Origin of the sequence: Streptomyces sp. NBC_01591, assembly GCF_035918155.1 — a bacterium.
Lineage (GTDB): Bacteria > Actinomycetota > Actinomycetes > Streptomycetales > Streptomycetaceae > Streptomyces.
The window spans coordinates 185289-198648 of sequence record NZ_CP109328.1; the positions used below are offsets into that span (position 1 = coordinate 185289).

Consider the following 13360-nt stretch of genomic DNA (forward strand, 5'->3'; position numbering starts at 1 on the left):
ATACGCCGACGATACGTTGCCGGCCAACACCCTGCGCGAGCATGGATGCGGCTGGTCGGCCGCGCTGGCTTCGCCCGTGGGATCGACCGGAGCTCTGCGGGCGACACGCAACGTGTTGTGCATTCGCCTCGCCGGCACCTCTACGGGCTGGGGACTCGTCCTTGAAGATCAGGACGAGCATCGTCCTGCGCCTGTAGCGGCCGGCAACATACATATCGTCGACGTATCGAAAACTGCATACGCGCCGGCAACACCACGCTCTCTTGACTGGAAGGCATGAGTTCCAGCGAATCAGCCTCTGCCATCCTCTACTTCGCCAGCCCGCCCCCGATCGCCAGCACAGCGACCGGACGGTTGTTGATGTGCTTCGCCGATCCTTGCGTGGTCCGGGCATGATCCCGCTCAGCCTCGGTGAGATCGCCACAGTTGTCGGCGGGACGGTCGAGGGCGACGGCGCCGTGACAGTGACCGCGCCGGCCGTGCTCGACGGCCGGCAGGCCGAGCCGGGCGGCCTCTTCGTGGCCTTCGCCGGCGAACACGTCGACGGCCACGACTACGCCATCCAGGCCGGCCGGGCCGGCGCGGTGGCCGTGCTCGGCTCCCGGCCCACGGCGCTACCGACCGTCGTGGTCGAGGACGCCAAGGCCGCGTTGCAGGCGCTCGCCACCCACGTCGTGGCACGGCTGCGCGACGGGCTGACTGTCGTCGGGGTGACCGGATCCCGCGGCAAGACCAGCACCAAGGACCTGCTGGCGGCCGTGTTGTCGAGCGCCGCGCCGACGATCGCCACGATCGGCTCGCTCAACAACGACCTCGGCGTGCCGCTCACCATGCTGCGTTCCAACGCGGCCACCCGGTTCCTCGTCCTTGAGATGGGAGTCCGCCGCATCGGCGACATCTCCAAACTCACCGGCCTGGTCGCGCCCGACGTCGGTGTCGTCCTCAACGTCGGCCAGGCCCACCTCAGCCATCTCGGGTCGCGCGAGGCAACCGCCCAGGCCAAGGGTGAGCTGGTGCAGGGTCTGGCGCCCGGCGGCACCGCGGTCCTGAGCGCCGACGATCCCCGGGTGGTCGCGATGCGCTCGCTCACCGACTGCCCGGTGCTGACGTTCGGCCAGGCGGAACACGCCGACGTTCGCGTACTCGACGTAGTCCTTGACCGGCTCGCCCGGCCGTCCTTCACACTGCGGACCGCCGCCACCTCGGCTCGCGTCGGGCTGCCGCTCGTGGGCACTCACCAGACGCTCAACGCGTCGGCTGCCGCGGCGGCAGGGCTGGCGGCCGGCGTTCCCCTCGATGGGGCCGCGGCAGCGCTGCCCACGGTCTCGCTGTCGAAGTGGCGCTTGGAACTACGTGACCTCGTCGGCGGCGCAACGCTGCTCAACGACTCCTTCAACGCCGACCCCGACTCGACCCGCGCCGCCCTGGACGCGCTGGCGGCAATCGAGGGCGGGCGCCGCATCGCCGTCCTCGGCGAAATGCTCGAACTCGGCGACGACAACGAGGCCGAGCACCGCGCCATCGGGGAGTACGCCGCCTCCCGGGCCGACGTGGTGGTCGCGGTCGGCACCCGGCCGCTCGCCGACGGTGCCGGAGAGCGGGCGGTGGCGCTGGCCGACAACGCCGCGGCCGTCGAGTGGCTGCGCGGTCGGCTCACTGCCGGCGATGTGGTGCTCGTCAAGGCCTCCCGCGGGGCGCGCCTCGACAAGGTCGCCGCCGCGCTCGCGTCCGGACCCCACGATGTGCTGGTAGGTCGACCGATGGACGACAGGTAGGAGCGGCTGTGGCTTTTCGGGTACGTGCCATCACGGTGAGCGATCACGCCTCGTCCAACGCGACCCAACCTGCGGTGGCGGCTGCCCGGGTTCAAGACATCGCTGGCGTACCTGCCCGAAGGGCCGGTGATCGACTGGGCCTCGGATGATCTGGCCGGCTGGCTCGACCCATTGGTGGACCACCTGAAGCACTCTGGCACCTTCGCCCTACGCATCGGGTCGACGGCGGTGGCCCGCATCTGGAGTGCTGCGAGCTGCGGGCCCGGGTCGGAGAACACGCCTGGTACAGCTACGGCGCCTCCGCCACGGCCGAACGGGAGGTATGTGGGTCGAACGCCGTGCAGCGGAAGATGATCACTGATGCTCTGGCTGCCGGATGTACGGTCCACGACCTGCGCGGCATCACCGGCGCCGTGGACGACAACTTCCTGCACCTGGGCCTGATCCAGTTCAAGGTCGGCACCGGCGGCGAAGCCTTGGAGTATCTCGGCGAATGGGATCTGCCGCTGAATCGCCTGCTTTGTAAGGCATTCGACGTCTCCATATCCCATCGAGGCTGAGGCGGCCTGTCGGTGGCGGAACTCGGCGGGCGAGACGCGAAGTGGGCGTGGAAGCAGCGACCGGCGTAGTTCGGGCGTGAGCAGGCAGCGGGTTTCCCCGGTGAGATTCGGACGTTCTTCAGGCCTGATCGCCATCTGTTTGTGTGTGCGCTGACGCGGCGGGCAGTTGCACCGTGACGCGGAGCCCGCCGGCGGGGCGGGGGGTGAGGGTGAGGGTTCCGTCGTGTGCCTGGGTGATGGTCTTGACGATGGCCAGGCCGAGGCCGACACCTGCGTGGCTGCTGTGTATGCGTTCGGTGCCGCGCTGGAATGGCTCGGTGAGTGTCGAGACCAGCTGTGAGGTGAGCTTCTCGCCAGTGTTCTCGACAGTGAGCACAACAGTGTCGGGGCGGACGCTGGTATGCACCCATACGGTGCCCTGTTCAGGCAGGTTGTGGCCGATCGCGTTGTGCAGAAGGTTCATGACCATCTGCAGCAGGAGCGCCTGTGAGCCGATGGTGGTGCTCATGTCGCCGGAGGTTTCGATGGTGACGCCATGCTTTTCTGCCAAGGGGAGGAGCGTTTCAGTGGCTTCTTCCGCCAGGAGGGACAGGTCGACGTCTTCCCTGGTGAATGACCGCTGGTTGGCGCGGTTGAGCAGGAGCAGTGCTTCAGTGAGGTCGATGGCTCGGGTGTTGACCACGCGGAGGCGCTCGACAAGCTCACAGGTGTCGCGGTTCGGATCGTTGCGGGTCGCGTCGAGAAGCGTCTGCGTGACCGCCAGCGGGGTGCGCAGTTCGTGAGAGGCATTGGCCGCGAATCGCTGCTGTTCGGCGACGTGGGCTTCGAGCTGCGCGAGCATGGTGTCGAAGGAGTCGGCGAGTTCGCGGAACTCATCTCGGCGGCCCGGTAGGCGGATCCGGTGGGAGAGCGGTCCGTTCGCCACCCTGTGTGTGGCGTCGGTGATGCGTATCAGCGGGGCGAGCATCCGGCCGGCCAGAATCCACCCGCCCACGAGACCGAACACCAGCAGGAACCCCAGCGCCAGGATTCCCGCCGGGACGAAGACGACTGGGCCGAAATTGCTTGGCTTGAAGACGCGTAGGAAGTCGGACCAATCGGGGACGGCCAGGCTGTTCGACCTTCCCCGCAGAAGGAACACCCACACGGCGGCGAGCAGCAATGCGCCCGCGATCACGAGGAACCCGGCATAGCTGAGGGTGAACTTGAGGCGGACGCTCAACCCTTGACGCCTATCCACGCACCGCTCCCCGGTCATCGGCGTCCGGTCCTGCGTCGATGCGGTAACCGACCCCGAGCACGGTGGCGATCAGCCAGGGCTCGCCAAGGCGTTTGCGCAGGGCCGAGACCGTGATGCGCACGGCGTTGGTGAACGGATCGGCGTTCTCATCCCACGCTCGCTCCAGCAACTCTTCTGCGCTGACGGCACCGCCTTCGGCAGCGACGAGGACTTCGAGCACAGCGAACTGCTTCCTGGTCAGCGCGATGTAGCGGCCCTCGCGGTAGACCTCGCGGCGGAACGGATCCACACGTAAGCCTGCGATCTCTCGCACAGGTGGTCTGTTGTGGGCTCGCCTGCGGTCGAGTGCTCTGAGCCTGAGCACGAGTTCGCGGAGTTCGAAGGGCTTGGTGAGGTAGTCGTCGGCGCCGATCTCGAACCCGGTGGCCTTGTCGTCGAGCCGGTCGGCAGCGGTCAGCATGAGGATCGGCATGCCGCTGCCGGAGGCGACGATGTGTTTGGCGATCTCGTCACCGGTAGGTCCGGGGATGTCCCGGTCGAGGACGGCGATGTCGTAAGCGTTGGTGCTCAGCAGTTCCAGAGCGGTATCACCGTCACCGGCGGTGTCGGCCGCGATCGCTTCCAGGCGCAGCCCATCGCGGATCGCCTCTGCCATGTAGGGTTCGTCCTCGACGACTAATACACGCATAGTCCGATGTTACGAGCCGGTACGTATCGTCGGTATATCGAAAACTGGATACGGGCTGGCAACATCACGCCCCCTTGACTGGGGGCATGAACGAGCCACACGTTATCCCGCTTCGGCCCCGTGACCGGCTGTTCACCGTACTTGCGGTGGTGCTCGCCGTGCTCCTGCTCCCCGTTGCGTTCGTCCGCGATCCCGGCCGCGCCCGTGAACTGGCCTGCCACTGGGCGTTGGGGATCCGATTTCCTGCCGAGGATCTCACCGGGCTCACCGACGGTGCCAGGGCGGCGTTCACCGCTGCACGCGCTGAGGCGCTCTGGCGTCATGGGCAGCTCGTCGGCCTCACCTCGGGATACCGCGATCCCCTCGTCCAGCAGCGGTTGTTCGACGAGGAGGTGCGCCGCGTCGGCTCACCGGCCGCGGCCCGGATGCTCGTACTGCCACCGGCGGAATCCAGGCACGTCAAGGGCACCGCGCTGGATGTGCGCCCGTTCGAAGGCGCGCGCTGGCTCGAGGAACACGGTGCCCGCTACGACCTCTACCGCATCTACGACAACGAGTGGTGGCACTTCGAGTACCGCCCGGACGCCGACGTGCCACCAACGACCCAGGAGATCCGCGATGCCCTGCAAGCTCGTTGACGAGGGGCAGCATGCCGGGCGCCTGGAGGGGCGTCTCCAGGCCGCGAGGCAACGTGCCTTCGTCGGACGAAAGGAAGAGCTCGCTGCCTTCGAGGAGGCGCTGTGCACCGGCGGCCGAGTGCTGTTCATTCATGGCCCCGGCGGTGTCGGCAAGTCGGCGCTGCTGGGACGCTTCGCCCAGCGGGCCGCAGCAGCGGATCGCACCGTACTGATGCTGGACGGGCGGAGTCTCGAGGAGTCCCCCGCAGCCTTCGTGGCCGAGGCCAGGGCGGTGCAGCGCCTGCGCGCAGGCCACCGCACACAGCGCCATCGTCCCCGAACCCACGACGCGCGCGACGGCACCCCACCCCGACGCTCTCCCAGAACGCCGCAAGCAACGGGAGCGCGGGCCAGGGGCGGCAGTTCGGATCCAGGAAATGCTCAGCTACCTCGCAGCCGCCCTCCCCTCCGAGGTCGGTGCCGCTGCGCGGCTGCTGGCTCTGCAGTGCGCGCTGCGGGCAACTGTCTCCGGCCGGCTCTGGATGCTGGCAGGGCTACTGCGAGGCCTGCGCATGAATCGTCATTCGTCTCTCTGGCAAGAGCTGGAGCAATCCGGCTGGCTCACGCGTCTGGCTACGAACCCGCCTTGGGCAAAGCAGCGCGGGTTCGCGGTGCAACTTCTCGACGCTGCTGAGGTTCCCCCGCAGCGCGGGAGTGGCTGACTAGCTGGTCAGAGCGGGTTGACGTGGTTTCAGGTTCACTTGTTCGGTCGCTGCCGGGGCGGCGTAGTACTTCTCCTCGAACTCGATCGGGCTGAGGTAGCCCAGTCGTTTCTGGATGCGGCGGGGGTTGTAGAAGCCGTCGATGTACTCGAAGAGCGCGAGGTTCGCTTCGGCTCTGGTGGCGAAGACGCGGCCGCGGATGCACTCGGTCTTGATGACCATCCACAGGTTCTCCGCCAGGGCATTGTCGAACGAGTCGCCGACCGAGCCCATGGACGCCTGGATACCGGCCCTGACCAGGCGTGTTGTGAGCTTCACGGACGTGTATTGACAGCCGTGGTCGGCGTGGTGAATGAGCTCACCGGGGGCGACCTCGCGGCTGGCCAGGGCATACTCCAGCGAGGTGAGGACCAGGTCGGCGTCCGCGCGGGCGGAGGTCTCCCAGGCGACCACCCGGCGGGAGAACGCGTCGCGGATCGCGGACAGCCACAACGGCCCCTCCCCGGTGGAGATCATGGTCAAGTCGGTAACCCACAGCCGGTTCGGCCCATTCGCGGTGAGGTCGCGTTGCACCAGGTCAGGGGCCAGATCGGCGTCCGGGTCACGGCGAGTGAAACCCGTGCCCCGGCGGGGGCTGATCCCGGCCAGGCCGGCCTCCCGCATGAGCCGCTCGACGCGCTTCCTGCCGACGTGGACGCCCTCACGCTTGAGGACGGCGTGCACGCGAGGTGAGCCATAGATCCCGCCGGACTCGTCGTGGACCTGCTGGATCCTGCCCGTCAGCTCGGCGTCCCGGCGGCGCCGTTCGCACGGTTCCTTCTCGGCCTGGCGCCACCGGTAGTAGGTGGAGGAAGGGATGTTCAGTTCCCGGAGTACGGGCTCGACCCCCAGATGCGGGTGCTCGTCAACGAGCGCCGTCACCTGGGCCGGGTCGGGTCGAGCTGGGCCGCGAAAAAAGCCGAGGCCGTCCGCAGGACCTCATTCGCACGCTTGAGCTGGGCATTCTCCTTGCGCAGGGCGGCAAGCTCCTCACGCTCGGCGGTGGTGAGCAGGTCGTCGCGTTCGCCGGCGTCGGCCTCGGCCTGGCGGATCCAGTTGCGCAGGGCCTCGTGGTGCACGCCGAGTTCCTCGGCCATGCGGCGGATCACGGGCTTCGGCTCGGCGGTCCGGTACATCCGGACCGCACGCTCACGCAACTCCAGCGGGTACTTTCTCGGCGCAGGCATCGTCTGGGCTCCTCTCATGAGACCCATCTGACCTTCTGTCACCCATCCCCGCATCTCGGGGGAACCTCAACTTCTCGACGCTGCTGTCCTGACACAGGCCCCTGGGCGCCGGGACCGTGCCCATGCCGCCGACGCAGCGCTGCGCCTGACATCCTGCCCGGCGCTTCGCAGCCTGTCGGCCTCAGAACAGCTCGCCGGACTCGCGCTGGCCACCTACCTCTCCCCCGGCCACGTGCACGGCATCATCGAGGCAGACCGACTCGGGCGCGTGTGCGCAGCAGACACACCTGGCGCCCTGACTGCCACCCTCGACCGGCTGGTTGCCGCCCGGGTAGCGGACGGGTGGTCGTACGACCCGGGATCCGACGACATCACGTGGGTTCTAGGGCCCGCGTTGGCCAGGCGGTACCAGAGCGTGACCGCCGGGAATGACTCTGCGGTCACGTGACGAACTCTCGCAGCATGCGCGTGCAACTCGCCCCCGCCACCAGGTGACCAACCCGCCCCGCCAGCGCTGCCCTCACCCACCAGACCAGCATTCAGGAATCGGGCGTGCGAGCCCCGGGTCCGACCCGTCGAGCCTCGCGACAGCGATCGTGCAGCAGCTCAGAGAGCCATGAGGCGGTGATAGTCCTGGACCTGCTGGGCCAGGTCGTCTTCAGGAATACCGGTCCAAGCGCTCATCTGGGCATAGGGCAGGCCGCTTCCGCGTCCGACCAGCGCGGATCCAGCGGCACGGACCGGGCCGGCCATGAGGTTTCCCCGGTGTGCGGGAGGTGCCGATCAGCTGGTCAGGGCGGGTTGACGGGGTTTCAGGTTCAGTTGTTCGACCGTCACCTGGCCGACGCAATACTTCTCCTCAAACTCGACGGGACTGAGCCAGCCAAGCCGCTGCGGCGGCCGTTGCTGGTCAAGTACGACGCACGACTGTTCGTAAGCGGGTGTGGCCGGTCAAGCGCCTGTGTGGCTGGGGCGAGGGATCCAGCGCATGTCGAGGGCCTCGAGGGCGGCGATCTGCTCAGCTCTGAGCTGGGTTACGTTCCGGCGTCGTTCCGCGATCCAGCGCCCCAGATGGAGGCTCTGGCCGTCCTCCTCATGCAGGTAACCGTAGGGGACGTCGAAGTGTTCGTGGCGGCGCCAGAACATGTAGGCAGCATGCAGGCCCTTGCTGAAGGCACGTTGCGACGCCCCGCGGGGACGGCGCAGCAGATAGGCGAGGGGGTGGCGTTGGCGGGAGTGGTTAGTGGCTTCTTCCTCGGTCGGCGGCAGGTCAGGGACCAAGCTGCGGTTGAGCACGGCCAGTGGCTCCGTGGACAGCGTCAGGACGCATACGTTGCACTCCTTGATGCCTGGGACACCGCGGTGAAGGAATTCCAAGAGGAGATCGACCAGGGAGAGTACTTCGACGAAATAGCGGCGCATGAGGAAGCTCGGATGGGCGACAGCTTCTGGGAGGACCACGAAGAGAGTACGGCGGCCCATGTGGATCGGATCTCTGAAGGTGTGCAGCGTCCCCTGGAGCGGGTGCTGCTTCTCGTCCCGGAGCTTGTGGACAAGGCGTGCATCAACCTTGCCGAGGCGCTGGAGGCCCTGGGATCTTCGGTGCGCTCGAAATCCGGAACCTCGGGCTGGCCCAACTACGACATATATCGCGACATGTACAGGAATGCAGGGAAAGCTCGCAGTGCCTTCCTGGACGCGTCACGCGAATCCATGCGCGCGGCACCACGCCCCGGCCGCTGACCCATCGGACGGCCACGGAGGAGACGGACAGATCCACTCTGCCGCACACTCAATTCGACCTTTCACCGGCTCGCCGTGATCAGCGGTCCGTTCGCCACCTTCACCGGGATCGGACACCCGCCCACACCACACCACTGACCAGCACGAACACCCCACCCTCGTAGCGATCAGCAGCAAACCGACCACCACGCCCCGCAAGAACGACAGTCCTTCATCGGCATCCGCTGTCAGAACCCAGCACCCCGCATCATCGGCCAGGAAACACCACCGAGCCACTGACAAAACGATGACGAACACCCACCGACAAAACGACACCGATCACCACGGTGAAGGTACTGGGCGAGGGCGTCGATACCGCGAATTGTGATTCCGTCGCATTCTGCGATGCACGGGGGTCGATGATCGATATCGTGCAAATGGTCGGACGCGCCCTGAGAATCAAGCCGGGGGAAGGGAAGATTGCTTCTCTGGTCGTTCCGGTATTCCTCGCTCCGGGTGAAAGTCCGGACGAAATGCTGACCTCGGACGCCTACGGAACCCTCTCGAAGGTCCTCTCAGCACTGCGGGCACACGACACCGACACCATCGAACACCTCGCCGACCCCCGTATCCGGAGCGGGAGTTGGCACCCGGAGGGAACCGAGGAAGGCGAGGTGGAGGCTGAGCGGGAAGTGTCGGAAGGTGAGCGGGGGCCGAGTGTGCCCGCGCGGGAGCTGCTGAAGTTCAGCACACCCCGGGATCCCGCGTTGCTGGCGCAGTTCGTGAAGCTGCGGGTGATCGAGCCCGAGAACACGTTCTGGCGGCGCGGTATCCAGGCATGCGTGCGGTATGTGAAGGAGACCGGGGCGAAGCAGTTGCGGGTGCCGTACGACTACGTCACCCCCGGCCACTGGGTTCCGGCCGGGTTCCCGCTCGGGACCTGGCTCGCCGACCAGCGCAAAACCCATAAGGCGGGGCGTCTGGATGCGGGGCGGGTGGAACAGCTGGCCGGGCTGGGCATGGTGTGGTCGCACCAGGACGTCGCGTTCGAGGAAGGCCTCGCAGCCGCCCGCGCCTGGGCGGCCGTGCACGGACACCTGCTGCCGCCCGCGACTGCGGTATGGGACGGATACCCGGTCGGGACCTGGGCCAAGAACCAGCGATACGCAGCCCGGACCGCAGACACCAACGCGCAGCGAAGGCAGGCCGGCCTGGCTGTCGAGAGCAGTGCGGGCGCGTTGACCGAGGCGCGGCGCGCAGCATTGGACGAGATCGATCCGGGCTGGTGCCCGGTATGGGACACGGGGTGGCAACGCTGCTTCCGCCTCGTCCAAAACCTGCTCCAGAACGGCGGGACCGCACCGCTGGCGGCCGGGAAGGTGATCGTGCAAGGAGAAGACCTCGGACGCTGGATCACCGCGCAGCGGCACGGGTGGGAGGAGTTGCTGCCCGCACAGCAATGGCTCCTGGAAAACGTGCTCGGCATTGAGGCGGTTGGGGACGACGAACGCCCTGTACGGCGGACACAAGACGATATGTGGGCACTCAACCTGCGTGCGGCGCAGCAGTTCCATGCTCGTGAGGGGCATCTGCGGGTGCCCCGGAAACACATCGAGCAGGTGGGGGCGGAAGCTGGCTTGGCGGGCCGTCAGGCAGGTGCTGGAGAGCCCGTGGTGGTCAAGCTCGGTGTGTGGCTCGACAACGTACGCAAACGCGCCGACAAGCTCACCGAGCAGCGCCGGGCGGATCTCGATCAGCTCGGGATGCGCTGGTAAAGGTGGGTGGAACAGTGGCAACACGGGGACGCTCGGCGCGTTGTGCTCCTCGCCGCCGCTGTCTTCCGGGACGAGCTCGGGGTTTCAGCCAACGTAGATCCAGGACCCGATCGCGAGGCCGGTGGTGACCGGGCAGGTCAGGGTGCCGGTGAGGAGCAGACGGCCCGCCCAGTGCAGGCGGCGCACTCCGGGGGCGAAGGCCAGAGCGATCACGGCGACGACGGCGCCGGTGACGATCAGCACGAACTGCAGGACGAAGCCGCCGGCTGCTGCCCCTTCCGCAGCGCCCCAGAGCACGGTCAGGGCCACGAGGAACGTCAGCCAGGCCAGCGACGCCACGTTGAGTATCCATAGCATCCAGGCCAGCACGACGACGCCGGTCCGCCTGGGGCGCGGCGCCAGCTGCGGGGCCCGTACAGGCGGGCGTAGGTGCTGGGATTCATCGGATTTCCTTCCGTGCGCGGTACGCACGATCCTCACCGCGCAGACAACACCCCAGCATGGGCCCAGATACTCATCTCCGCCCGAGCTCATACTCAGCCCGTACGCCTTGCGGCTCGGACCGGCCGAACCAGGGCGGTCCAAGGGCGCATACGGAGTGGAAGCCACCGAAGAAGGCCTCGCCGCCGCCCGGGCGAGCAACCCCAGGGGCACCACAGCGATGGCCATCCGCGACCACCTCAACGGCCTGTGGAGCGACGAGGACTTCGAGGAGGGTATCCCCGGGACGGCAAGCCGGGCCTGTCACCCGCCCAACTGGCCATTGTCTCGGTCTAGTGTGATGCGCCAGAAAAGGCGGTCTTAAGTCTGTAGGCTGTTTTTATGTCGCATCGAGGCCCTCGTGCTGTCGAAGTCGTGCTGTCCGCTGAGGAGCGTGCGGAGTTGCTGCGCTGGGCGGGTGGCGGGGTGCCGGCCCGTGTGGCCGAGCGGGCGCGGATCATCCTGGCCTGTGCGGACGGGGCGTCAAATACCGCTGTGGCGGCGGACTGTGGGGTGTCCGTGGAGACGGTGCGCAAGTGGCGTTCGCGGTTCGTGGCCCGGCGGCTGGCGGGCTTGGTGGATGAGCCGCGGCCGGGCCGGCGCAAGCCGGACCTGGTGCTCAGCGAAGCCGAGCGTGCGGAGCTGACGCGCTGGGCGCGGCGGGCGAAGACCGCGCAGTTCCTGGCACTGCGCGCGAAGATCGTGCTGCGGTGTGCGGAGGGCGGGACGAACAAGGAGGTCGCGGCCGAACTCGGCATCGCCCACGCGACGGTGAACCGCTGGCGCTCCAGGTTCATCACCCTGCGTCTGGACGGACTGACGGACGAGCCCCGCCCCGGCAGGCCGCCCTCGGTCCTGCTCGACCAGGTCGAGGACGTACTCGTGGCGACTCTGGAGTCCGTCCCGGGCAAGGACACGCACTGGTCGCGTGCCTCGATGGCGAAGCACAGCGGGCTGTCGAAATCGACCGTCGGGCGGATCTGGAAGAAGTTCGACCTCAAGCCCCACCTGCAGGACTCCTTCAGACTGTCCACCGACCCGCAGTTCGTCGCCAAGGTCGTCGACGTCGTCGGCCTCTACCACCAGCCGCCGGAGAAGGCGGTGGTTCTCTGCGTCGATGGAAAGAGCCAGATCCAGGCACTGGACCGCTCGCAGCCGGTACTGCCGATGATGCCGGGCATGCCCGAACGCCGCACCCACGACTACTACCGGCACGGGATCACCAGCCTGTTCGCCGCCTTCAACATCGCCGACGGCACCGTCATATCGGAACTGCACCGCCGCCACCGCGCCATCGAGTTCAAGAAGTTCCTGATCCGGATCGACAAGGCCGTGCCCAGCGGACTCGACGTCCATCTGGTCTGTGACAAATTACGCCACCCACAACACCGCCGAGATCAAGACGTGGCTGGGAAAACACCCCCGCTTCCACGTCCACTTCACCCCGACCGGCTCTTCCTGGATGAACCAGGTCGAGCGGTGGTTCGGCCTGCTGACCGACAAACTCATCCGCCGCGGCGTCCACACCTCCGTGACAGCCCTGGAGAAGGACATCACCGCCTGGATCGACACCTGGAACGAGAACCCGAAGCCGTTCACCTGGACCAAGACCGCCGACGAGATCCTCAAGTCCCTCGCCGACTACCTCACCAAAATCAGCCCACCCAGCACCGAAAACCAGCGGCAGACTTAAGATCACCTTTTCTGGCGCATCACACTAGTGCCGTATCAGCCAACGTTCGCCCTGTAGTACCTCAGATCGCGGATGGCACATGTCTCGGCGAACGCGACGTCGGAAATCCGCCAGCATGCTCGCGGTCGGTCGGGCGAGAATCCGCTCATGATCGCTGAAGCGCAGGGAATCCGCATCCGGCACCGCGGGCATGAACCGCAGGTCCATCCCACCGCCTACGTCGCCCCGACGGCCACGCTCGTCGGTGATGTCCGCGTGGGGCGAAGGGCGCGGGTGATGTACGGTGCGGTGCTCGATGCCGAGGGGTCTCGGATCGAGGTCGGGGAGGCGGCGGTGATCTGCGAGAACGCGGTGTTGCGCGGGTCTGCGGTCGCCGGCGATCAGCCGGTGCTTGTCGACGACCACGTCTTCGTGGGGCCGCATGCCACGCTGCTGGGCTGCGAGGTCGGCAGGTGCGTCTATGTGGCGACCGCGGCGACGGTCCTGCAGTGCGCACGGTTGGGGGCCGGCTCGGTTGTCGCTGTCGGCGCGCTCGTCCATGCGCGCACCGTTTTGCCGGACGAGTACTTCGTGCCGCCGCACACCGTGGCGCTTGACGCGCCGGTGCGGCTGCTGGCCCCTGGCGATCCGGGCCTGGCCGAGGCCGTCGGGCGGGTGGGCTTCGCGCAGGTGGCGTTCGGCGTCGACGCGGAGTGGACCGACCGGATCAGCCGGTACGAGCACATCGCGGAGGTGCGCGTCGCCGAGTTCGGCACGCACGCGGACGATGAGGTTCTGAATCTCGGCTAACGCCGCATCAGCGACCCTTGTGCTGTGGTGAGGTGACGCGCCGTCCGGATTCCACTCCGGCGCGCGCGTCCGG

Annotated in this window: 12 protein-coding genes and 2 pseudogenes; 8 read left to right on the top strand and 6 right to left on the bottom strand. The window is 67.4% G+C overall.

The features are described 5' to 3' along the window. Positions 1-392: 392 nt before the first annotated feature. A complete protein-coding gene (locus tag OG978_RS41750; RefSeq protein ID WP_317865730.1) occupies positions 393-1775 on the top strand; it encodes a UDP-N-acetylmuramoyl-tripeptide--D-alanyl-D-alanine ligase in 1383 nt (460 codons plus the stop codon). Between the two features lie 263 nt (positions 1776-2038). Continuing rightward, a pseudogene (locus OG978_RS41755) lies at positions 2039-2335 on the top strand (peptidoglycan bridge formation glycyltransferase FemA/FemB family protein); the annotation flags it as partial. Between the two features lie 118 nt (positions 2336-2453). Here the strand turns inward: OG978_RS41755 and OG978_RS41760 are convergent. Both OG978_RS41760 and OG978_RS41765 read right to left on the bottom strand, forming a co-directional pair. Then, positions 2454-3575 carry a sensor histidine kinase gene (locus OG978_RS41760; protein WP_326769889.1) on the bottom strand — a complete coding sequence of 374 codons (1122 nt, stop codon included), beginning with the start codon at positions 3573-3575 and terminating at the stop codon, positions 2454-2456. After that, positions 3568-4263, bottom strand: coding sequence for a response regulator transcription factor (locus tag OG978_RS41765; protein WP_317865726.1), 696 nt, complete (start codon positions 4261-4263; stop codon positions 3568-3570). The genes OG978_RS41760 and OG978_RS41765 overlap by 8 nt, the downstream gene beginning before the upstream one ends. Positions 4264-4349: 86 nt before the next feature. Between OG978_RS41765 and vanY-N the strand changes: the two genes are divergently transcribed. Together vanY-N and OG978_RS48600 are read left to right on the top strand one after the other, a co-directional pair. Beyond that, positions 4350-4901, top strand: a complete 552-nt coding sequence (gene vanY-N, locus OG978_RS41770; protein WP_266694172.1) for a D,D-peptidase/D,D-carboxypeptidase VanY-N — start codon at positions 4350-4352, stop codon at positions 4899-4901. Next, complete coding sequence (locus OG978_RS48600) at positions 4882-5574, top strand: ATP-binding protein (RefSeq protein WP_442817635.1); 693 nt, start codon at positions 4882-4884, stop codon at positions 5572-5574. Before vanY-N ends, OG978_RS48600 begins: the two co-directional genes overlap by 20 nt. A 28-nt stretch (positions 5575-5602) precedes the next feature. Here the strand turns inward: OG978_RS48600 and OG978_RS41775 are convergent, their stop codons facing one another. From OG978_RS41775 to OG978_RS41785, 3 genes are all read right to left on the bottom strand, one after another. Continuing rightward, the gene (locus tag OG978_RS41775) at positions 5603-6523 is read right to left on the bottom strand and encodes an IS3 family transposase (protein ID WP_326763363.1); all 921 of its coding nucleotides are present in this window, start codon (positions 6521-6523) and stop codon (positions 5603-5605) included. Then, the gene (locus OG978_RS41780) at positions 6520-6828 is read right to left on the bottom strand and encodes a transposase (RefSeq protein WP_176740405.1); all 309 of its coding nucleotides are present in this window, start codon (positions 6826-6828) and stop codon (positions 6520-6522) included. Before OG978_RS41780 ends, OG978_RS41775 begins: the two co-directional genes overlap by 4 nt. A gap of 951 nt (positions 6829-7779) precedes the next feature. Continuing rightward, a complete protein-coding gene (locus OG978_RS41785) occupies positions 7780-8310 on the bottom strand; it encodes a helicase associated domain-containing protein (RefSeq protein WP_326763364.1) in 531 nt (176 codons plus the stop codon). Between OG978_RS41785 and OG978_RS41790 the strand changes: the two genes are divergently transcribed. Then, the gene (locus tag OG978_RS41790) at positions 8311-8571 is read left to right on the top strand and encodes a hypothetical protein (protein WP_326763365.1); all 261 of its coding nucleotides are present in this window, start codon (positions 8311-8313) and stop codon (positions 8569-8571) included. It begins immediately after the preceding gene. A gap of 326 nt (positions 8572-8897) precedes the next feature. After that, positions 8898-10325 carry a helicase associated domain-containing protein gene (locus OG978_RS41795; RefSeq protein WP_326770331.1) on the top strand — a complete coding sequence of 476 codons (1428 nt, stop codon included), beginning with the start codon at positions 8898-8900 and terminating at the stop codon, positions 10323-10325. Positions 10326-10409: 84 nt separating this feature from the next. Here OG978_RS41795 and OG978_RS41800 read toward each other — a convergent pair whose 3' ends face one another. Continuing rightward, positions 10410-10796, bottom strand: a complete 387-nt coding sequence (locus OG978_RS41800) for a hypothetical protein (protein WP_326770332.1) — start codon at positions 10794-10796, stop codon at positions 10410-10412. Between the two features lie 351 nt (positions 10797-11147). Here OG978_RS41800 and OG978_RS41805 point away from each other — a divergent pair. Next, positions 11148-12498: pseudogene (locus OG978_RS41805) on the top strand (IS630 family transposase). Between the two features lie 147 nt (positions 12499-12645). Continuing rightward, entirely contained in the window at positions 12646-13287 is a 642-nt protein-coding gene (locus tag OG978_RS41810; RefSeq protein ID WP_326770333.1) for a gamma carbonic anhydrase family protein, read from the top strand. Positions 13288-13360 lie beyond the last annotated feature (73 nt).